Origin of the sequence: Clostridium sp. AF34-13, from assembly GCF_003477845.1 — a bacterium.
GTDB classification, from domain to species: Bacteria; Bacillota; Clostridia; order Lachnospirales; family Lachnospiraceae; genus Butyribacter; species Butyribacter intestini.
In genome coordinates this window covers 354353-374485 of the sequence record NZ_QUEB01000001.1, presented here as the reverse complement: position 1 = coordinate 374485, position 20133 = coordinate 354353, and the positions used below count along the sequence as shown (strand labels likewise).

The 20133-nt window shown below is 37.6% G+C and carries 17 protein-coding genes and 1 CRISPR repeat array; of the genes, 3 read left to right on the top strand and 14 right to left on the bottom strand.

Annotation, left to right across the window (positions count from 1 at the left end; genetic code table 11):
- Window positions 1–2: 2 nt before the first annotated feature.
- From mraY to mraZ, 6 genes are all read right to left on the bottom strand, one after another.
- Window positions 3–974, bottom strand: a complete 972-nt coding sequence (mraY, locus tag DWZ63_RS01480; RefSeq protein WP_022014573.1) for a phospho-N-acetylmuramoyl-pentapeptide-transferase — start codon at window positions 972–974, stop codon at window positions 3–5.
- Window positions 975–1070: 96 nt separating this feature from the next.
- Entirely contained in the window at window positions 1071–2810 is a 1740-nt protein-coding gene (locus DWZ63_RS01475; RefSeq protein WP_118498395.1) for a penicillin-binding transpeptidase domain-containing protein, read from the bottom strand.
- 74 nt (window positions 2811–2884) lie between these two features.
- Complete coding sequence (locus DWZ63_RS01470; protein WP_118498393.1) at window positions 2885–4870, bottom strand: penicillin-binding transpeptidase domain-containing protein; 1986 nt, start codon at window positions 4868–4870, stop codon at window positions 2885–2887.
- Between the two features lie 72 nt (window positions 4871–4942).
- Window positions 4943–5470, bottom strand: coding sequence for a hypothetical protein (locus DWZ63_RS01465; protein ID WP_055943399.1), 528 nt, complete (start codon window positions 5468–5470; stop codon window positions 4943–4945).
- Between the two features lie 22 nt (window positions 5471–5492).
- Window positions 5493–6428: a 16S rRNA (cytosine(1402)-N(4))-methyltransferase RsmH gene (gene rsmH, locus DWZ63_RS01460; protein WP_118498391.1), complete on the bottom strand. Its 936-nt coding sequence runs from the start codon at window positions 6426–6428 to the stop codon at window positions 5493–5495.
- 32 nt (window positions 6429–6460) lie between these two features.
- Window positions 6461–6943 (bottom strand): division/cell wall cluster transcriptional repressor MraZ, encoded by a 483-nt coding sequence (gene mraZ / locus DWZ63_RS01455; protein WP_022014568.1) that lies wholly within the window; start codon window positions 6941–6943, stop codon window positions 6461–6463.
- A 228-nt stretch (window positions 6944–7171) separates the two neighbouring features.
- On the opposite strand from mraZ, the gene DWZ63_RS01450 reads away from it, so the two are divergent.
- Together DWZ63_RS01450 and DWZ63_RS01445 are read left to right on the top strand one after the other, a co-directional pair.
- On the top strand, window positions 7172–7588 hold the full coding sequence (locus DWZ63_RS01450; protein ID WP_243020441.1) for a MarR family transcriptional regulator: 417 nt from the start codon (window positions 7172–7174) through the stop codon (window positions 7586–7588).
- 86 nt (window positions 7589–7674) lie between these two features.
- Window positions 7675–9006, top strand: a complete 1332-nt coding sequence (locus tag DWZ63_RS01445) for an MATE family efflux transporter (RefSeq protein ID WP_118498389.1) — start codon at window positions 7675–7677, stop codon at window positions 9004–9006.
- Window positions 9007–9241: 235 nt separating this feature from the next.
- Here the strand turns inward: DWZ63_RS01445 and lgt are convergent, their stop codons facing one another.
- The 5 genes from lgt to DWZ63_RS01420 form a co-directional block, all read right to left on the bottom strand.
- On the bottom strand, window positions 9242–10105 hold the full coding sequence (lgt, locus tag DWZ63_RS01440) for a prolipoprotein diacylglyceryl transferase (RefSeq protein WP_118498387.1): 864 nt from the start codon (window positions 10103–10105) through the stop codon (window positions 9242–9244).
- Window positions 10106–10131: 26 nt separating this feature from the next.
- Window positions 10132–11232 carry a redox-regulated ATPase YchF gene (gene ychF, locus DWZ63_RS01435; protein WP_022014564.1) on the bottom strand — a complete coding sequence of 367 codons (1101 nt, stop codon included), beginning with the start codon at window positions 11230–11232 and terminating at the stop codon, window positions 10132–10134.
- Window positions 11233–11721: 489 nt separating this feature from the next.
- A complete protein-coding gene (locus DWZ63_RS01430; RefSeq protein WP_118498386.1) occupies window positions 11722–13845 on the bottom strand; it encodes a SulP family inorganic anion transporter in 2124 nt (707 codons plus the stop codon).
- 19 nt (window positions 13846–13864) lie between these two features.
- Window positions 13865–14140: a hypothetical protein gene (locus tag DWZ63_RS01425; protein WP_118498384.1), complete on the bottom strand. Its 276-nt coding sequence runs from the start codon at window positions 14138–14140 to the stop codon at window positions 13865–13867.
- Window positions 14141–14155: 15 nt separating this feature from the next.
- The gene (locus tag DWZ63_RS01420; protein ID WP_118498382.1) at window positions 14156–14683 is read right to left on the bottom strand and encodes a nitroreductase; all 528 of its coding nucleotides are present in this window, start codon (window positions 14681–14683) and stop codon (window positions 14156–14158) included.
- A 403-nt stretch (window positions 14684–15086) separates the two neighbouring features.
- Here DWZ63_RS01420 and DWZ63_RS01415 point away from each other — a divergent pair, with 403 nt between their 5' ends.
- Complete coding sequence (locus DWZ63_RS01415; protein WP_118498380.1) at window positions 15087–15881, top strand: Cof-type HAD-IIB family hydrolase; 795 nt, start codon at window positions 15087–15089, stop codon at window positions 15879–15881.
- 263 nt (window positions 15882–16144) lie between these two features.
- Here DWZ63_RS01415 and DWZ63_RS01410 read toward each other — a convergent pair whose 3' ends face one another.
- The 3 genes from DWZ63_RS01410 to cas1 form a co-directional block, all read right to left on the bottom strand.
- Window positions 16145–17485, bottom strand: coding sequence for a CRISPR-associated protein Csm6 (locus DWZ63_RS01410; RefSeq protein WP_118498378.1), 1341 nt, complete (start codon window positions 17483–17485; stop codon window positions 16145–16147).
- Window positions 17486–17502: 17 nt separating this feature from the next.
- On the bottom strand, window positions 17503–17832 hold the full coding sequence (gene cas2 / locus DWZ63_RS01405; RefSeq protein ID WP_022014558.1) for a CRISPR-associated endonuclease Cas2: 330 nt from the start codon (window positions 17830–17832) through the stop codon (window positions 17503–17505).
- A 67-nt stretch (window positions 17833–17899) separates the two neighbouring features.
- Window positions 17900–18904, bottom strand: a complete 1005-nt coding sequence (gene cas1, locus DWZ63_RS01400; RefSeq protein ID WP_243020439.1) for a CRISPR-associated endonuclease Cas1 — start codon at window positions 18902–18904, stop codon at window positions 17900–17902.
- Window positions 18905–19007: 103 nt separating this feature from the next.
- Window positions 19008–20035: a CRISPR direct-repeat array (repeat unit 36 nt; unit sequence GTTCTCGTCCCCTCTCTGGGGATTCTTTTATTTAAT).
- Window positions 20036–20133 lie beyond the last annotated feature (98 nt).

The window sequence follows — 20133 nt, the reverse complement described above, 5'->3', positions numbered from 1 at the left end:
TTTTAATCCAATATGGCAGCTATACACATAACTGTCGTAACTATTGAAAACAATGCCACAACCGTTGTCTCCCGCCAGCCGCATTGTTCAAAATGGTGATGCAGAGGTGCCATTCTAAACAGTCTTTTTCCACCGCTTAGTTTAAAATAGACAACCTGCAATATTACTGACAAAACCTCTGCCAGATAAATTATCCCTACTATTGCTATATATAAAGGCATTTTCAACTCCACAGCCATAGCGGCAACAAAACCTCCAAGTGCCAGCGAACCGGTATCTCCCATAAAAACGAGTGCCGGATAAACATTGAACAGCAAAAATCCCATCAATGCTCCCGCAACACAACCGCCTGACAAAACAAGACTGCTGCCGCTTTTTAATGCTGCAATAGAAAAAAACACCACTATAAGTAATGTCACACTTGACGCAAGTCCGTCAAGCCCATCGGTCAGATTTACACCATTGACCGTCCCTATCATTATGATATAAATGAAAATAAAAAACAACCATTTAGGCATCGTAAGATAAATGCCATCTCTTATTCCTCCGGTAAATGGCACAAGCATCTCACATTCATCCGAAATCCTTACCATATAATAATAACAGAACAATAATGCCACAACACCTTGCAAAACAAGTTTCTGAATAACCGTAAGACCGAGAGACCTTTTCAAAACAACTTTTATATAGTCATCTAAAAAGCCTATCGCACCAAATCCTAAAAAAGCAAATAAAAGCAGACTCATCTGACGGTTCATACTTATTTCAAAAATATTTATTATAACCGCACTTATCAGTATTACAAGCCCACCCATTGTAGGTACTCCTGCTTTCTTAAGATGCCCTCTGGGGCCATCGGCTCTTATCTGCTGATTCACATTAAAAAACTTAAGAACATAAATCATAACCGGACAAAGCAGTGTACTTACCAAAAAAGCTGCAAATATCGAAAAAAACACAGATACATATGTCATATAATTCTCCATTCTTACGCCTATTTGCACATGGCGTGATTATTTAGGTTTCCGGTCACCCCTAAATTGTAAGCTGCAGACATTCTTTAGCACGCTCTAATTTCCACTGTAACCGTAATCCTCTTTTCCATCAACATAAGGCAGTATATCATCAAGCAGCTTTGAAATAACAGGTGCCGCAATAGTTCCCCCATAATAAATCCCGGATGGTTCATCTATCAGCACCAAAGCTATGACTTTCGGATTTTGTGCAGGGGCAAATCCCATGCATGATGCAATATATTTTCCGCTTCTTCTTGGAAGTTTTTCCGAAGTTCCTGTCTTTGCACCAACTTTATACCCCTCTATTGCCGCTTTCTTTCCACCGCCCTCTGACACAACGGTCTCCAGTACATTCTTCATAACATCTGATGTTTCTTTTGATATGACATTCTTTTTTGAAGTATATCTGATATTTGTTTTTTTCTGAGTTTCGGTGTCCGATATGCTCACTCCAAAATGTGGAGTTATCATCGTACCCCCGTTTATAACGGCACTTATCGTGGTAAGTATCCTTATTGGAGACAACTGAAACGACTGTCCAAAAGACATGGTCGCAAGCTCAACTTCACCGACATTTTTTTGTTTATGCATTATCGTACCCGCTTCCCCCGGAACATCTATTCCGGTCTTGTCGAGTATGCAAAACTTTTTTAGATACTTAAACATATTAGAAACACCAAGCCTTTGTCCGATTTCCATAAAAACCGGATTGCAGGAATTCTGGACTCCCTGCACAAAAGTTTCTGTTCCATGCCCCGTTGTTTTATGACACCTTATTCTCCTGTCTGCCACTAATTTATAACCGGGACAATTAAAAGTATCCGTAAGCTTGACAACTCCCTGCTCATATGCGGCTGTAGCCGTAAAAACCTTAAACACGGAACCCGGCTCATATGTATCGCATATACAGCCGTTTCTCCACATCTCATTCAATTTCTTATTCAGCTCTTTTATATTTTTGGTCTTATTCTTTCCACTGAGTTTATACGGTTCATTAAGATTAAATTCAGGCACATTTACCATGGAATAAATCTCACCGTTATTCGGATTCATAACAAGTATCTTTACATTTTTTGCATCTTTGGCTTCCATTACATTGAGTGCTGCCTGCATGGCAAACTTCTGTATATTTATATCGATACTTGTGTAAAGATCTTTGCCCGCCTTTGGCTCTATCCTCTCTTCTGCCCTCTTGTCGATTTCAATGCCGCGTGCATTTGTAGTCGTAAGTATATACCCGGCTTCTCCTTTCAAATAATCGTCATACTTTACTTCAAGCCCGACAATCCCCTGATTATCTGCACCCGTAAAACCTATAACTTTAGATGCAATATTGTTAAAGGGATATGTTCTTTTATAATCCTCATCAACCATAACACCATCAAGTTCAAGATTTCTTACCCTATCGGATATTTCCTTGTCAACATTTGACTTTATCTTTTCTCTTGAAGAAACCTTTTCAACCTTTTTTCTTATCTCACTTTCATCAATATCAAGAATTTCTGATAGTTTTTTTATCACCTTCTCCGGCTGTTTAATCTGATTATGTATCACTGAGATAGTCGAAACAGATTTATTTCCGGCAAGAACAATCCCGTTCCTGTCCAATATCCTACCCCTGCTTCCCTTGATACTTCTCTCCCTCTGCTGAACTGCTTTTGCCTTTTTTCCATAATAATCAGCACGGTATATCATAAGATAAACAAGTCTGCCAATAAGCAAAAATGAGCAGAAACATATTACAGCAAATACAAATAACAGGCGTTGCTTTTGTGGTGTCTTGCAATACTTCATAGTCAGTCCTCTTTTTGAATATGGCTATTAAGTATTGTATTACAGGTATAGATTTTTATGCACCAAAAAACGAATTATCCGTTATTTTTTTTACTTTTTGCAACTTTATAAGTTCTTGAAGAAAATCCTCCCTTTGGAACTTCAAGAAGCTGATTTCCTTTTTTTGTTGACGGCAGTGTGATTTTTTTCGCACTGTCAGATTTGCCTGTCTGTTTATATATACCCAACATCGGAAGAACATCTTTAAGAACTTCACTCACAAACTCAGTAGCATATGTACTATGTGCCTGGTCTGAAACATGAGGTTCATCAATAACAACATATATCATAAGTTCCGGCTTATCCGTCGGTGTAAAGCCTGCAAATGAAACAAGATATTTTCCTTCATTTCTCGGCCATTTCTCAGCCGTACCCGTTTTTCCGCCTATAACATACCCTTTTACTCTTGCAGGGCTTGCCGTGCCCTCGTCATCCTCAACAGTCTTTTCAAGATATTTTCTTATAAGTTTGCTCGCATCTTCCGAGACAACTCTCTTTACAAGTGTGTTATCATTGGATGAAACAACTGCTCCACTCTCTGAATTTATCTCCTTAACAACATGAGGCTGATAATAATTTCCGCCGTTTATAACTGCACTAAATGCTGATGCAAGCTGAATCATCGTAACAGTCTGACCCTGTCCAAAACTCGAAGTTGCAAGCTCGACCTGATGCAGTTTTTCTTTGCTGAATATACCGCCCTCAGCTTCGCCCGGCAGGTCTATACCAGTCTTTGAACCAAAGCCAAAACTTCTGACATATTTTGCAAACCTGGTTGCACCAAGATCCGCCGCCATATGCATCATCACATCATTACAAGATTTCATCAAAGCCTTACACGGATCTATATCTCCATGGCCTCCGTTAGAATATGCCACACATTTTATATATGTAGGTCCTATCTTCTGACCTCCGTCACAACGATAATGTTTTCCGTCATATGTCACGCCCTCGTCAAGGCTTGCCGCAACCGTAACCGGTTTAAAAGTCGAACCCGGTTCGTACGCATCGGAGATACAGAAATTTCGCCATAATTTCTGTAATTCTTCACCCTTTTTCTTTGATGACATTTTTGCTATCTTAGACTTTGAAAATTTCACCGAAAGATTTCTAGGATCATTGAGATTATAACTTGGATAATCTGCCATCGCATATATCTCCCCATTTTGGGGATTCATAAGGATAACACCCATATTTTTTGAGCCGGTATCTTTCTGAAATTTTTTCATTTTCTTTTCCAGTACACCCTGCACATTTATATCTATAGTCGATACTATCTTATTTCCGTTTTTTGCTTCCTTTACTTTTTCTATAAGATTAAGATTTGAATCATAATAACCAAAGCTTTTGCCATTCACACCATTAAGACTTGAATTATACCAGCTTTCAATACCTCCAAGTCCGTTACCGTCAGAAGAGCAAAAACCAAGCACCGTACTTGCTACCTCAGAATATGGATAAGTTCTTATATATTTTTCTTCAAACCACACACCTGTTATATCACTGTCCTCATCTGCGAGTTTATTAAATTCTTCAACAATTTTTCTTTGAATTGATGTATATTTCTTCATCGGATAATACATAGAATTAGGTTTTTTTGACAAAATTGAATAAAATGTTTTTTCGCTGATACCAAACACTTTTTTTAAAGCGGCTGCTGTTGCTTTTTTCGATGCATCAGCGTCCTTATCCGCTGCCTGTCTGTTTTCATCTGCCTCTATAACCTGCTTAGGCTCTAATATAAGATCATATACTTTGGTACTCTTAGCAAGGGTATTGCCATTTCTGTCGACAATATCCCCTCTTTTATAATGAATCACCTTATTTACATAACTTTGCTGAGACAAAACTTCTTTTTTATACTCTGTTCCTTTGTTTACATTTAAATAGATTACTCTGACACCTGCACCCATAATAAGTGCAAATATAAGCAGTATGGCTATAACCAGCTTTACTCTTGATTCCCGCCTTAATCTGTTTATATTTCTTCGTCTTATTTTTTTTAACATCGTTTTGTCCATTGCAACAAACCTCTACCAATCTGACAATCATCTGCCGCTCACATTTATTGTGCATCCGGCAATGATAATATTCTATTTATTCGTTGTTTCAGGCACTTTAGCGTACTGCTTAACCATGTCGCTCTTTTTGTTTTTATATTTAAACACCTGATTATTCTCTGCTCTTACCATGCCAAGTTTTCTTGTCGCTTTTTTATATATCTGCGACAAATCTACTCCATTTAATATTTCCTCATACTTCTCATCATTTGAAATCTTCTGCTCCTGAATTTCTGACTGAAGTGCGACCACCTCTTTTTTCAGTGCAACACTTCTGTTCTGTGCACTTATAAATGATGCAGTAACTCCTATAAGGATAATTGCAACACACATCATAAAAACTATATTAAACACTGAAACACCAGGTATTGCAATATTACCCGGATCGAGTTGTCTTCTTCTGCGTTTCTCACGCTCTATTCTCTCTTCTTCTCTTCTTTTTGGTACAGCTTCAAGCTGTCTGACTGTATTTCCCTCAACATATGTGTTTTTCCTGTAATTAGGAATGTGCCTTCTCTTATTATTTTCATATGTATAACCGTTTCTGGTATATTCTGACATTTGACTCCTCCTTGTTCTGCCACTAATTGTGCTCAAATATTCTCAGTTTTGCGCTTTTTGAACGCGGATTAACTTCCATTTCCTCTCCACTTGGAAGTATAGGTTTTCTCGTTATAACTCTCCCTTTTGGTTTTCTCCCACATACGCAAACTGGAAAATCAGACGGACAAACACAAGGGTTTTGTGCCGTTCTAAATGCATTCTTCACAATTCTGTCCTCAAGAGAATGAAATGTGATTATACAAAATCTTCCTCCCGGATTTAGTAAGTCTATCATGTCATTAAGATTTTTCTCCAAAACATCCAATTCATGATTTACTTCTATCCTTATTGCCTGAAATGTCCTTTTTGCCGGATGTCCTCCCTGCTTTTTCATCTTCATCGGTATCGCATGGTCGACTATTTCAGCCAATCTTTTAGTTGTAAGGATAGGACTTTCCTGTCTCTCCATCACAATATGTTTTGCAATATTCTTTGCAAATTTATCTTCGCCATAATTTTTTATAATATGGAAAAGTTCACTTCCCGTGTACTCATTTACAACCGTTTCCGCTGATAACGGCTGTCTTGTATCCATACGCATATCAAGAGGTGCATCCATTCTGTAAGAAAAACCTCTCTCTGCCGTATCTAACTGAAATGATGATACTCCGAGGTCAAGTGTTATGCCGTCAACACCTGAAATACCAAGTTCATGAACAACATCCGGCATATCCGAATAGTTGCTCCTGACTATAGTTACCTTATCACCATATTTTTTCAATCTCTCCGTACTGACTTTGATAGCATCTTCATCCTGGTCTATACCAATAAATCTGCCATCCGTGCCAAGTCGTTCACACACATGACCGGCGTGCCCGGCACCTCCGAGTGTTCCATCAACATATGTGCCATTTTCCTTAATGTCAAGTCCCTCTATAACTTCATCAAGTAGAACCGACTTATGAACAAATTCCATAATAACCCTCACTTCTGCACTAATATTCTTACTTATAACGAAATACCAAGCTCGTCCATAGCCTCATCAAGACCCGCTGTCTCCTCTATTTCCTCCTCAGCTTTAAGTCTCTCCTTGTCCCATACTTCTATACGGTTCATCATACCAAGAAAAACAACATCTTTTTCCAAGCCTGCACTCTCCCTTAACAATCCGGGAATAAGTATCCTTCCCTGTTTATCAGTTGTAACTTCCATAGCCTTTGATAAAAACTGACGCTGTAATCTTCTTGTATTCTGGCTTGACGAAAGACCCATCAGCTTGTCTGCAAAATCTATCCACTCCTGCGACGGATAGATAAAAAGGCAGCCATCTAATCCTTTCGTTATAACGAATGTATCGCCCAATTCGTTTCGATATTTGGCAGGAATGATTATTCTGCCCTTGGTGTCAATAGTATGCTCATACTGACCCATAAACATAATAATCACCCACTTTCTACCACCTATATGCAATTTGTCCCCACTTTTAACCACTTATATCCCCTATAATATAACTTTTCCCCACTTTTTGCAAGTGGGTGACAAAAAAAAGTCATATTTTTCTCCTTAACCTGTTTTCTTGTTGACAAAAAAGCAAAATAACATTATAGTATTCTAAGTACGAAATCGGACTTAAGATAAGGAGCTGATATTATTATAAAAAATATACCTGTATATAAAGATATTCATTCTGATGAAAAACCGGTTATAAGTAAACCGCTTTTGGAATTTAATAAATTTTACAAAGAATTAAATGACCTTTATCACGAAACAGCCTTAAATGCAGGTCTTTCCGAAAGTTCCTTTGACATATTGTACTCGGTCTTTGAACTCGGTGACGGCTGCCTGCAAAGTGACATACAAAAAATTTCTTTTTTGCCAAAGCAGACTATCAATTCTTCGATACACAAACTTGAAAAAGAGGGATATATATATTTTTCAGATGGAAAAGGCCGCTCAAAGCACATAAATCTGACACCGACAGGCAAACTACTTATACAGGAAAAGATATATCCCATAGTAAAGTGCGAAAACAATTCCTTTTCTTCATTAAACAAAGAAGAACAGAAACTTTTACTTAGTATGTGCAAAAAATACATCATATCGCTGCACAATGAATTTAATAAGCTCAACGAATAACTACAAAAGAATAAAATTTAGATTACTTTTGTTTTTGACAATCACAATAAATCAATAAACTCAACAAATGACTGCGGAGGTAAATTATGGGTATCCAATTATCGGAACATTTTACATTTAAAAAACTTTTAAAATTTGTATATCCGTCAATAATAATGATGATATTTACATCAATATACAGTGTCGTTGACGGATTATTTGTATCAAACTTTGTTGGCAAGACGGCGCTCGCTGCTATCAATCTCATACTCCCTTTAATTATGGGACTAAGTGCTCTCGGCTTTATGATGGGAACAGGCGGAAGTGCCATAGTTGCAAAAACACTCGGTGAAAAGAAAAACAAAAAAGCAAACGAATATTTTTCATTGATAGTTTATACGACTATAATCGGCGGTTTATTTTTTGCTGTTCTCGGTGCCATCTTAGTCCGTCCCGTAAGCATCGCTTTAGGTGCAACCGGTGAACTTCTCGACAACTGTGTACTGTACGGACGAATAAGTTTTATATCTCTTATGCCGTTTATGCTCCAAAATGTTTTCCAAAGTTTCTTTGTTACTGCCGAAAAACCAAAACTCGGACTTATGGTAATCGTTGCCGCCGGTCTTACAAACATGGTGCTCGACTATGTTTTCATCGCCGTACTCGGCTTTGGTTTAAAAGGAGCTGCAATAGCAACCGTATGCGGCGAATGTGTAGGCGGTCTTTTACCACTTGCATATTTTGGCAGACACAACAAAAGTCCGCTTAAGCTTGGCAAAACACATTTTTACGGCAAAGTCCTTATACGCACCTGCTCTAACGGTTTATCAGAACTTATGACAAACCTGTCAAGTTCCATCGTAAACTCATTATATAATCTACAGCTCATGAAATTTGCAGGTGAAAACGGTGTTGCCGCCTACGGAACCATAATGTATGTAAACTTTATCTTTGTTGCAATATTCATCGGATATTCCATTGGAAGTGCACCTATAATAAGTTACCACTACGGTGCCCAAAACCACGATGAACTTAAAAACCTTTTCAGGAAAAGCCTTACTCTCATCTGCATATGGGCATTTGCACTTTTTGTACTCGCACAATTCCTAGCCGCACCGGTTTCTAAACTGTTTGTAGGCTATGATCGTTCATTATATGAAATGACTGTCATGGGATTTAGAATATATTGCTTTGTATTCCTTATAAACGGCTGCAACATATTTGGCTCATCGTTCTTCACCGCATTAAACAACGGCCCCATATCTGCCGCAATATCATTTCTCCGGACGCTCGTATTCCAGTTGTCAGCCGTACTTCTGCTGCCGATGATATTAGGGATAAACGGTATATGGTCATCTGTCGCAGCCGCCGAACTCCTGACACTGTGCGTCACCATAACTTTCTTTATAAGAAAGAGAAAATATTATCATTATGCGTGAACTCAGTAAGAGTATAGAACTAAAGTTATGCACCCATAAAAAAATTCAATTTAGCAACAAATGATTTTCATGTAAAGATAGCCAAAATAGATTAAAAAAGTAAAACGGCGGCCTTGATATTTAAAATCAAAGTCACCGTTTCTTTGTACCTGCTTTTATGTCTGTATTAAATTTCTATCTGTTTTTAACCTTTGCCATTATCTGTCTGTAACTTTCTTCTGACCGCTTTATCACATTATTTGTCTGCAGATTTTTTCTTTTTAAACATCACGATAAGTATAATCGCAGATACAACGGCAACTGCCAAAGATAATACCTGTGATACCGCAATATGTGTTCCCGGTATCAAAAGCTGGTCCGTGCGAAGCCCTTCAATCCAGAACCTGCCCAGGCCATAACCTAAAAGGTATATAAGAAACAACTGTCCGTCATATTTTTTCTTTTTGGTAAAGAAGATTATTATCAGTAAAACAACCACATTCCACAATGATTCATATAAAAATGTCGGATGCACCTGAATGTACGAAACATTGTCTATATCAACAAGATGCTTTATCATGTCATGTGTGATATTTGACTGTGCCACATCGCTTCTCTTAAGCTGCATTGCAAAAAGTCCGTTTGTGTAACCACCAAATGCTTCTCTGTTGAAAAAGTTTCCCCAGCGTCCTATTATCTGTCCGATAAGAAGTCCTGCACACGCAGTATCTACAAGTTTCAAAAATGAGACTTTTCTAATCTTTGAGAATACAAATGTTGTGATAACTCCGGCTATCACTCCTCCATAGATAGCCATTCCGCCACCTCTTGTATTGATTATCTCTTTCAGATGCTTACTGTAATAATCCCAACTAAACACCACATAGTAAACTCTTGCACCTATAACGGCAAATATAATATCCCACAAAGCAAGGTCGAGATACATTTCCTTATCCTGCCCTGTTCTCTTTGCCTGCCATGCCGCAATAAGATAGCCACATACCATGCCAAAAGCAATAATGATGCCATAATACGCAATGGCAAAACCACCGATTGAAATGCTCTTGCCAAGTTTTTCAATCTCTATCCCTAAATGCGGAAATCTAACATCAGCTCCCATCAGTTTCCCCCTTAAATGCAATAGTATTAAACATTAAATCTAAAAAGAACTACATCTCCATCCTGAACAACATAATCTTTTCCCTCAGAACGCACAAGACCTTTTTCTTTTGCTGCATTCATGCTGCCCTGCTCCACAAGATTGTCATAACTTACAACTTCAGCTCTGATAAAACCACGCTCAAAGTCAGTATGAATTTTGCCTGCCGCCTGAGGAGCCTTTGTGCCCTCTGTGATAGTCCATGCTCTTGTTTCATCTTCTCCCGTTGTAAGGAAACTTATCAATCCTAAAAGTTTATAGCTGGCTGCTATAAGTTTGTCAAGTCCTGACTCAGATAAACCAAGATCCTCTAAAAACTCTTTCTTCTCATCATCTTCTAACTCTGCAATTTCCTGCTCTATCTGTGCACAGATAACAAAAACTCCTGAGCCCTCTTTAGCAGCATATTCTCTTACTTTTGCAACATATTCATTGTTAGCTGCATCATCCGCCAAATCATCCTCTGAAACATTCGCTGCATATATTACAGGCTTATATGTCAAAAGATTAAAACTCTCTAACAGTTCTTCCTCATCCTCATCTTCCGGCTCATATGTCTTTGCAAGATTTCCATCCTCAAGATGCTTTTTTAACTTCTCAACAAGATTAAACTCTTTAACAAGTGTCTTGTCATTTTTGACACTCTTTGCAAGTTTTGCATATCTGCGGTCTAATATCTCAAGATCCGAAAATAAAAGCTCTAAGTTGATAGTTTCAATATCACGCAGCGGGTCAATGCTTCCATCTACATGAACGATATTTGTATCATCAAAACAGCGTACCACATGAACGATGGCATCAACCTCACGGATATTAGCAAGAAACTGGTTTCCAAGACCCTCGCCCTTTGATGCTCCCTTGACAAGTCCTGCAATATCGACAAACTCAATAACTGCATGAATAGTCTTTGCAGAATTGTGCATCTGTGTCAAAACATCAAGTCTCTTATCCGGCACCGGAACGACTCCTACATTAGGTTCAATCGTGCAGAACGGATAATTCGCTGCTTCTGCTGCTCCTGCTTTTGTAAGTGAATTAAATAATGTACTCTTTCCAACATTTGGAAGACCAACAATTCCTAGTTTCATTTTATCTTATACCTATCCGGAAACACCCTGTTGTATGGAATTTCCGCCTTTCTAAATAATCACGGACTACTACACTGTCCAGAACACTTATTCAGACTTTTAAATCTTTGCCCGTAAAATCAACTTCTTTCTGCTGTGTAAGCATAAAGAGTTTGCTACAGCCTATTATTATATCATAAGTTCTGCAATTTTGAAACTACCAAAATAATATTCACCAGAGGGAGCAGCCATAAAAATAAAAAGAAATAGCATCCCACACCGTCCAAAGTTTAGGATGCCATTCTTATAAACATTTTAACACTGAGGGCAAATCGGAGTCATATCCGATTCACTTTCTAAGTAGATTATACACTAGGGCATTTGAGAAATCAAGTGCCCTTTTTAATTGTCCTGTAATTCTGCATCAAGGCTCAAAAGTCCATATTTTCAAATGGATTCTAAATAGATGTCACTGTCACCATTAACTGCCACTACCTGACAGATTTTTCATTATTGTACTTTATCACGCATCCTGACAACAAGTTCATAAACCTCAGGTCTGCGTTCTTTTAAATGTTCATCAAGTATATGTCTTCTCTCTTTAAAACGCTTTGCAAGCTCCGGATGATGCTCGGAGATATGTTCGTAAACCTCTTTTCTGTGTTCTTCAAGCTTTATTGCGAGCGTCTTTTCATCTTTTCCTGAAATATTAACGATTTCTTTTAAATGTTCTTCAAGATGTTCAAGCCACTCATCCTGGTCAAGCTCCTCCATATGCGTCCATGCTCCGTGCATAAGCTTCTCAACATCAATTTCTCCTACATCTTTTTTAAGCTGCTTTATCTGATTTACTATCTGTTTTTCTATTTCTTTTTCCGTATGCTTTCCAAAAGCCCAGACAAACTCCTGCACACGATTATCCGCTCTTTTTCTTGAGCCGCTTATCTCCTCGTTGTCAACTCCTCCCTCCAACGGATACGGACGGTTTATCCCCATATCCTTAAGAGCGATATGTATTGTTCTTCTTGCACAGCCTGCCTCTACAAGATAGCCTATCCCAAGTTTTCTCATCTGTTCGTTAAGGTCTGCGATATGCTCAGTTATATAAAATCTTATGCCTTTTTCCTCAAGGCTCTTTTGCAAAATCACAAGTCGGTCCGCCGCCGTTATATCAATGCTTCCTACACCGCTCGCATCTATTATGACAGCTTTTGTGTCGGCTTTTAGACTATTTTCTATATCTTTTTGCAAAACCGAAACATTTGCAAAGAAAAGATTACTGCTAAATCTATAGATAACAACTCCCTTTACCTCGTGTATCTGTCTGCCCTCCTCAATATCACGGAAATGCCTGTGTCCCGGCTGTATTCCAAGAAAACATCTTGCCGGCTTTGAAGTCCTGATTATCATTTCTGAAAAAGATAAGATTATTCCTATAAGAACACCGTTTATCGTTCCAAGAAAAAGAACTCCCATAAACGCACCGGCAAATATCAGACACTCAGTCCTGCTGACTTTCCAAAGCCTTGCCGCAAGTTCAAACTCTGTTGCACCTGCCAGTGCCGAGATAACTATAGCCGTAAGCACCGGCACAGGAAGATAACCTATAAAACCTGTTCCACACAACAGTAATGCCATCATTGAAATTCCTGCAACGATACCCATAAGCTGCGTTTTTCCCTGATACTGCTCACCCATTGCCGTTCGTGAGACAGAGCCATTTATAGGACAACATCCCGTAAGTGATGCGAGAAGATTTCCCACCGAAAAAGCGAGTATCTCCTGATTGTCGTCTATCTTGTAGCCATTCTTTTGTGCAAAATTATTTTCGGCAAGAAGTGTCTCGGCAAGTATCACGACCGCCACGGAAAGACTGACCGTTATAACATCCTTTAAAGGCACGACTGAAAAATCAGGCAACGCCCACTTCGGAAGCCCCGTTTCCACTTTATCAAGCGTCTTTATGCCCCATGAACCGACCGGCAGAAAATATGTCATAACTGCTCCGGCACCCATCAACAATACCGCCATCGGAAACTTAGGCATAACTTTTTTAGAAACAGTAAGTATTATAAGCGCCGAAACACCGAGTATAAGCGATGGTATATTTATACTCCCTATCGTTTCCGCAAGATGACTTAAAAGTTCGGGCAATTCCCCTGTTCCCGAAGTTCCTCCGAGTAGTTTTGGCACCTGCATCAATATTATAGTAGTGCATATCCCCGTTATAAACCCTCCCATAACGGGAGCTGATATATAATTTACAAGTTTTCCTGCTTTCATAAGATAAAACACAAAAAGCCAGAGTGCCACAAAAAATGTTATCAGAGGAACTGCTGTAAGTGCTTCCTTTGAACCGCTCTCTATCCCAAAACTGATAAGTGCCGAACCTACAAGTGCCGCCGGAGCCGCATCCACACCAAACACAAACTGTGGTGATGTAGACAGCAATGCAAATGCGATTATTGGAAACACCGAACCGTACAGTCCACAAACGGCTGGCAGCCCTGCTATCTGTGCATACCCCATCGAAATAGGAATTGAGACAGCCATAATGATTATTCCCGCAATCATATCTTTTATAATATTCTTTTTTTCATATCCTCGCATAGTCCCGGCAAATGTAACGCTCATATTTATCCTCATTTCTTTTTTAGTCAAGTCCGTCATTATAAACTTTATTAATGACTGCCTGTGCCGACTCCATCTCGTGTTTTTTACGAAATCTCTCACGGTCATCAAGTATAGCCAGCATCTCATCGATAAGCATTTCCTCACTCAGACTGCTGACCCGGTAAAGATACCCAAGCATCCTCGTCGCCGTATAGTCAGTATTCATATAGCGGTATGCTATCTCTTTGCAAAGTTCTTCATTAAAACCTTTTTTAAGCAGTTCATTATATAACACACCGCTTTTTTCTGATGGCATATTTTTAACCTCACTTTATTTTACATAATAAACATAGTCATTTTTTCTTTCTGCTGCCTGTGGCAACGGCTCAGCCGCATAGCCTATGGCACAGTGACCTATACCCTCATAGTCACCCTCTATTCCTAAATCTTTTAAAATCTTCTTTCCAAAATCTGATTCAAACTCTTCCTTTGCCCTGTGAATCCAAATGCTGTTCACACCAAGACTCTCAGCAGCATTCATAAGATTACCCATGACGAGCGAACCGTCATATTTATATGTAGGCATAGATTTGTCTGCCAAAACCATAAGAATTGCAGGTGCACCGTAAAACGGATCAAAGCCCTCATTCCATCCCCCTATCTTACGGTTTTCCTCTGCAATTTTGTCACGAAGCTTCTTGTTCGTCACAGCGATTATTATAGGTGACTGCTTACCCATTCCTGTCGGTGCGTAAGTTCCGGCTTTGATAATTGCCTCTAACTTCTCGTTTTCAACAGGCTCACTTTTAAAATTTCTGCAGCTTCTTCTTGATTCTAATACTTTTAATGTCTCGTTCATGATAAGACCTCCTTAAATTTTCTTTAATTTTATATTGCTTTTGCATTTGCTAAGCTTAAATATATATGTGTTTGAATTTTGCTATTATATGTTAATTTTGCTATACCGGTTGCCCTTTGCATTATTAATTATAGTAAATTTTTAAAAATTGTAAAGTGTGGTAACTGTTCCGCCCCTCAAATATAGTCTGTACTACACGAGTTTACTCTTTATATTGTAGATTTAAAACTGTTAAGAAGTCCAAGCACTGTGTTATTGTTGCAGCCTGCTCATTATATTGCAGCTTCAGAACCGTTACAAAACATCGGCACTCTCCGTATAATATTTGCATAACTGAAATTTCTAATATATAATAATGAAACAAGATTTCAACTGAATTTAAAGAAATGAGGTTTTATTGTATATGATTAAATTGATTGCTACAGATATTGACGGTACTCTTGTCAAAGACGGTACTCTCATAATAGATCCTGAATATATGACTGTTATAAGCAAACTTATTGATAAGGGAATTATCTTCACCGTCTGCTCAGGCAGACAGTTTTCAAGTGAGCAGAAACTCTTTGCTCCCATCAAAGATAAACTGATGTATATAACTGACGGCGGTACTGTCGTGCGTACTCCTGACAGGATTTTAAAAACATATCCCATGTCAAATGAACTCTGGAAAAATATGTGCCGCATGGTAAGGGATGAACTTCCTGCTTGTGATTATTTTGCGGCAAGTCCTGACCTTTGCTATGCTGAAGACGGTGCAAGTCCAATTTTCCACAGACTCAGGGACTCTTATGGTTTTGAGATGCGTGAAATCGATGACCTGACAAAACTTGAAAATGATGATATTATAAAATTCACTGTTTACCATCCCGATTCCTGCGAAGAACTCTGCTCACCGCACTTCATACCTGCATGGAAAGACAAAGCTCATGTCACATCCGCCGGAAAAGAATGGGTTGACTGTAATCACAGCGGCATAAGCAAATGGACTGCCGTTTCATTTTTAATGGACAAATACAATATCACACCTGATGAAGTCTGCTGTTTCGGTGATAATCTCAACGATACCGAGATGTTAAAAGGTGCAGGCGAAAGTTATGCCGTATCAAATGCAAGACCGGAGGTTATTGCGGCAGCAAAGCATACCTGTGCCCCTTATTGGGAAAATGGAGTGCTGGAGGTACTTAAGCGGTTTTTGTAGGCTAAATTTTTGGCAAATCCATAACGGCAGATATGCTTACCGCATATTATAGTATCGGTTGTAATTTATCAGAAATATATTGCTTATCGAAATTAATTATGATAAGAAAACAAAAATACACAAATGTAAGATTGAGAGTTTTAATTCATGAGCAATCGCAAAATATGATTTATAAATAAGGTCTGTATTGTCTGATTTGATAATACAGACCTTTTAATAGTGTAGAAAAGGTGAATTACAAGCAAGGAAACATTTTATGGCTTCTATCTATGCAAAGTTTCATAACCTCTCACTTTACTGACAATAATCTCATTCATTTTATCATAAGACTCCCAGTCTTCTTTTGAAACTTTCACACCCGCCTTAACTATCAGAAATTTAATCAATTCAAAAATCTGTTTTGATGAAAATCCCGTCTTTTCCTTTATCCATTCCTCAGTGACTGATACTATCTCATGTGCAGCAAGATTTCTTATAGCCTGTTCAATATCCATTATTTCCTTTATTTTCTGCTTTAAAACATTGTCCTCAGAGTATTTATTTATCAATGGAACCATCTGTCTTGTTCCAACATCATTAGGCTTAAAATTACCATCAAACTCATTTTGCAAAGTTTCATAAATATCCGTTCCATTTAACTTTCTTGTATCAAATTTTCGGAGTCCGTAACGATTAATCTTACAATAATCATTTATATCAATGTTACACTGACTTTTTAATATAAGTTCTGATAAATCTGCCGTAAGTGGTGTAAGCCCTCTTATAAAATCAGCATACTCTCCCTTTTTAATCTTGATTTCTAAAGCTAATGCGTATTCAAAAAGCGAACGCTGATTTCCTGATTTAACAGGAATTAAATCTATCTTTTGTTGTGCCAGCAGCTTATCTACAACTTTTGAATTAAGTTTTAATCTTTCAACCGCAATATTTATAAGCATCTTGTCATCATTTGAAATAAAATCATCAATTTCCTCAGCAATCGTAAGTGCTGCCATGTAATCATAAGAATTTATGAACTTACATATCGAATCAATTTTAAGTAAAGCTATAAGATTTCCACTCTTTGCCTCTATACATCTGTCCTCATAGTTTTCCTGATTATCTTCGTCCATTTCCCAATACGTTTCAACATCATATTCAACACTATTTTCTCCATGCAGATTGCTTTTTCCAAGCGGTGTTGAAACCTGAACCGGCTTAAATCTGTATTCACTCAATATCGCCATTACAAGCAATGCACTTTTCATCGCTGGAGTACCTGATGCAATATTAACTATAAGTTCATCTCCATCTGACATTTCTTTTTCTATATCTCTGATAATACCTCTGAAATCTTCATAAAATACATCATACACCTGCACATTTTTAAGTTCCGGTCTGAAAATACATTCTACTTCGATTTCTTTTCCTATCATTTCAGACAGCTTCTCAATGCAATAAACATACCTATTGTCTTCTTTGTGATGTTCCATCATCTCTGCCGACAGATAAAGATATACCTTATCGGGTTTATACTTTCTACAAATATGTAACATTGAACCGTCTCTGTAATTTTTAATTGGATCCGTTGTTCCGATAGGTGAAAATAAAATTCTTTTTGCCATTTATCTTTCCTCCATAATCAAAAAATCAATACTTCCTCACTAATCTCAGGCTTTGCATTTCCCCAGCACATAACTTCTCCATTTCCATGTATTTTGTAAAGTTTTACACTGTCTTCATTGCTCACATACTGCGGTATTCCTGAAACCATCTGTTTAAACAATCTTTTATTAACTCTTATTTCAAATGCAGACTTCTGGACACGGGTTCCATAGCTCTCCATATATTTAGCAAATTTAGTCCGCTTCTTATTGTCTACTATATCATAAATCAATAATGAAAAACTATCTACTTTTCCCTTTGGTTCTTCAAAAGTATAATTTTCAAATAAAAGTTCTTCATCTTCCATACCATACCTCACATTTAATCACTTATTGCCTGATACATTTATCATACCTATAACAAACAACAACTATTTATCTTATAGTTATAGGTTTATATTGTTCAACATCACCTAAATCAACAGTTCTTGACAACATTCTCACCTGATGCCATATCGCCTTTCTAAAACTCATACGCTCATTTATATAACTGAGATATTTTGCTTCACTATGTAATTTTTTCTCCATCTTAGATAAAAATATCTTCATCCCATCCTTTTTCAAAAGACAGGCACCCGTTTCCTCATCATAATAAAATTCATCAATAGAAATCTCATGCCCCTGAATCAGACTCATAACAACAGAATCCACCAACACGGCACGCCATTCCTCCATCATATCGCTTGCTAATGTCGGATGATTTTCCCTGTCCTGATGCAAAAATCCCGCAAATGGATTCAATCCGTGACTTTCAAGTTCTCCATACAATTCATACATAACAAGTGTATAACCTAAACTTAACAGCGAATTAAATGGGTCTTTAGGAGGTCTTCTATTTCGTCCTGAAAACTTAAAATCAGTTTCCACTAAATCAGATAATATCTTAAAATAATATCTCGATGCCGTTCCCTCATATCCCATTATCTGCTCAACCGACTCCGCTTCAATCACTTTCTTTCTGGCATTGGATATTTGAAACAGATTATCACTCTCATCAATATTGCTATTTCGTAAATATCTTTTAACAACAACAAGCTGATTATTTATTTTCGCCTGAATAATCTTCTTAGATAACTTCACACAAAAATCTTTATCCTCAGACAAAAAAATCTGCTTCTTCAACCGCTTGATATTAACATGACCGGTCGAAATCAGACATCCAAAATAAGAACCATTCTTTGAAAAATAGCTGACTCTTATTCCTTTTTCGAGACAAAATTTTGTGCACTGTGTACTCATCTGAGAATTGCCAAAAATAGAAATCGCTTCAACAGTTTCCTTAGGCATCTTAGAAACCTCACCGCTTTTGTAAGTTATCTTTAAACATCCTCCATCAATGCTCATCTTAGAGCCATCTTCAACTACATAGACAAAACTCATAGGCATCCTCCTTTTGTGCTTTATTTTTTTCATATATCTTCAACTTTAATTCATAACATAGTGATTATTATTTTAAAGTATTTGATGATTTTACACAACAAAAATATTATGTCCCCATATAGGGATTCTTTTATTTAATGAACAAAAGGACTTCCTGTCATTCTTGCATCTGAAGTTCTCGTCCCCTCTCTGGGGATTCTTTTATTTAATAAAATATGGTCCTGCAAAAAAATTTAAAAGGAAAAGAGTTCTCGTCCCCTCTCTGGGGATTCTTTTATTTAATTAAAATAAATTCTGCAATGGCAAGAGAAAAACTACTGTTCTCGTCCCCTCTCTGGGGATTCTTTTATTTAATAAATTTTAAAACACAATGAATGGGTAAGAGAAACAAGTTCTCGTCCCCTCTCTGGGGATTCTTTTATTTAATAAAGAACTAAAAATGCAATGGCAAGGCGGCTCAAAGTTCTCGTCCCCTCTCTGGGGATTCTTTTATTTAATAAGGATGGTTGATTTTATGAAAGAATATAAAGGTTCTCGTCCCCTCTCTGGGGATTCTTTTATTTAATTGGAATAAGTATATGAATAGCCATTATGATATTTGTTCTCGTCCCCTCTCTGGGGATTCTTTTATTTAATCTACATTTGGCGTAACTCCATCAACAAGATAAAGTTCTCGTCCCCTCTCTGGGGATTCTTTTATTTAATTAAGGCACAAAGATGTATAATAAGTATATCAAATGTTCTCGTCCCCTCTCTGGGGATTCTTTTATTTAATTAAAATACAAAATTCGGAACAAACAAGATTGCTAGTTCTCGTCCCCTCTCTGGGGATTCTTTTATTTAATGTGTCAAAACAAACTTTATATAAGTATGAAAATGAGTTCTCGTCCCCTCTCTGGGGATTCTTTTATTTAATTATTGCTACAAAGATTTATTGTGCATCAAAGCATGGTTCTCGTCCCCTCTCTGGGGATTCTTTTATTTAATGTAAGCTGATTATACCACAGTCGGCGAAATGGTACAAGGTTCTCGTCCCCTCTCTGGGGATTCTTTTATTTAATGATATTTTGATTATGAATCATTCGGCAGGGATTTGTTCTCGTCCCCTCTCTGGGGATTCTTTTATTTAATCCTGTCTTAGAGAACTCCGATAAACACTTGGCTATTTTGTATGTTTGCGACTGACACATATAAGTACAATATTTCAGCCACAATATTTTCATAAAAAC

Bases quoted from the DNA above. Each gene is read 5' to 3' on its own strand.
- mraY (WP_022014573.1), bottom strand. From the start codon at position 974: ATGACATATGTATCTGTGTTTTTTTCGATATTTGCAGCTTTTTTGGTA.
- DWZ63_RS01475 (WP_118498395.1), bottom strand. From the start codon at position 2,810: ATGAAGTATTGCAAGACACCACAAAAGCAACGCCTGTTATTTGTATTT.
- DWZ63_RS01470 (WP_118498393.1), bottom strand. From the start codon at position 4,870: ATGGACAAAACGATGTTAAAAAAAATAAGACGAAGAAATATAAACAGA.
- DWZ63_RS01465 (WP_055943399.1), bottom strand. From the start codon at position 5,470: ATGTCAGAATATACCAGAAACGGTTATACATATGAAAATAATAAGAGA.
- rsmH (WP_118498391.1), bottom strand. From the start codon at position 6,428: ATGGAATTTGTTCATAAGTCGGTTCTACTTGATGAAGTTATAGAGGGA.
- DWZ63_RS01445 (WP_118498389.1), top strand. From the start codon at position 7,675: ATGGGTATCCAATTATCGGAACATTTTACATTTAAAAAACTTTTAAAA.
- lgt (WP_118498387.1), bottom strand. From the start codon at position 10,105: ATGGGAGCTGATGTTAGATTTCCGCATTTAGGGATAGAGATTGAAAAA.
- ychF (WP_022014564.1), bottom strand. From the start codon at position 11,232: ATGAAACTAGGAATTGTTGGTCTTCCAAATGTTGGAAAGAGTACATTA.
- DWZ63_RS01430 (WP_118498386.1), bottom strand. From the start codon at position 13,845: ATGAGCGTTACATTTGCCGGGACTATGCGAGGATATGAAAAAAAGAAT.
- DWZ63_RS01425 (WP_118498384.1), bottom strand. From the start codon at position 14,140: ATGCCATCAGAAAAAAGCGGTGTGTTATATAATGAACTGCTTAAAAAA.
- DWZ63_RS01420 (WP_118498382.1), bottom strand. From the start codon at position 14,683: ATGAACGAGACATTAAAAGTATTAGAATCAAGAAGAAGCTGCAGAAAT.
- DWZ63_RS01415 (WP_118498380.1), top strand. From the start codon at position 15,087: ATGATTAAATTGATTGCTACAGATATTGACGGTACTCTTGTCAAAGAC.
- DWZ63_RS01410 (WP_118498378.1), bottom strand. From the start codon at position 17,485: ATGGCAAAAAGAATTTTATTTTCACCTATCGGAACAACGGATCCAATT.
- cas2 (WP_022014558.1), bottom strand. From the start codon at position 17,832: ATGGAAGATGAAGAACTTTTATTTGAAAATTATACTTTTGAAGAACCA.
- cas1 (WP_243020439.1), bottom strand. From the start codon at position 18,904: ATGAGTTTTGTCTATGTAGTTGAAGATGGCTCTAAGATGAGCATTGAT.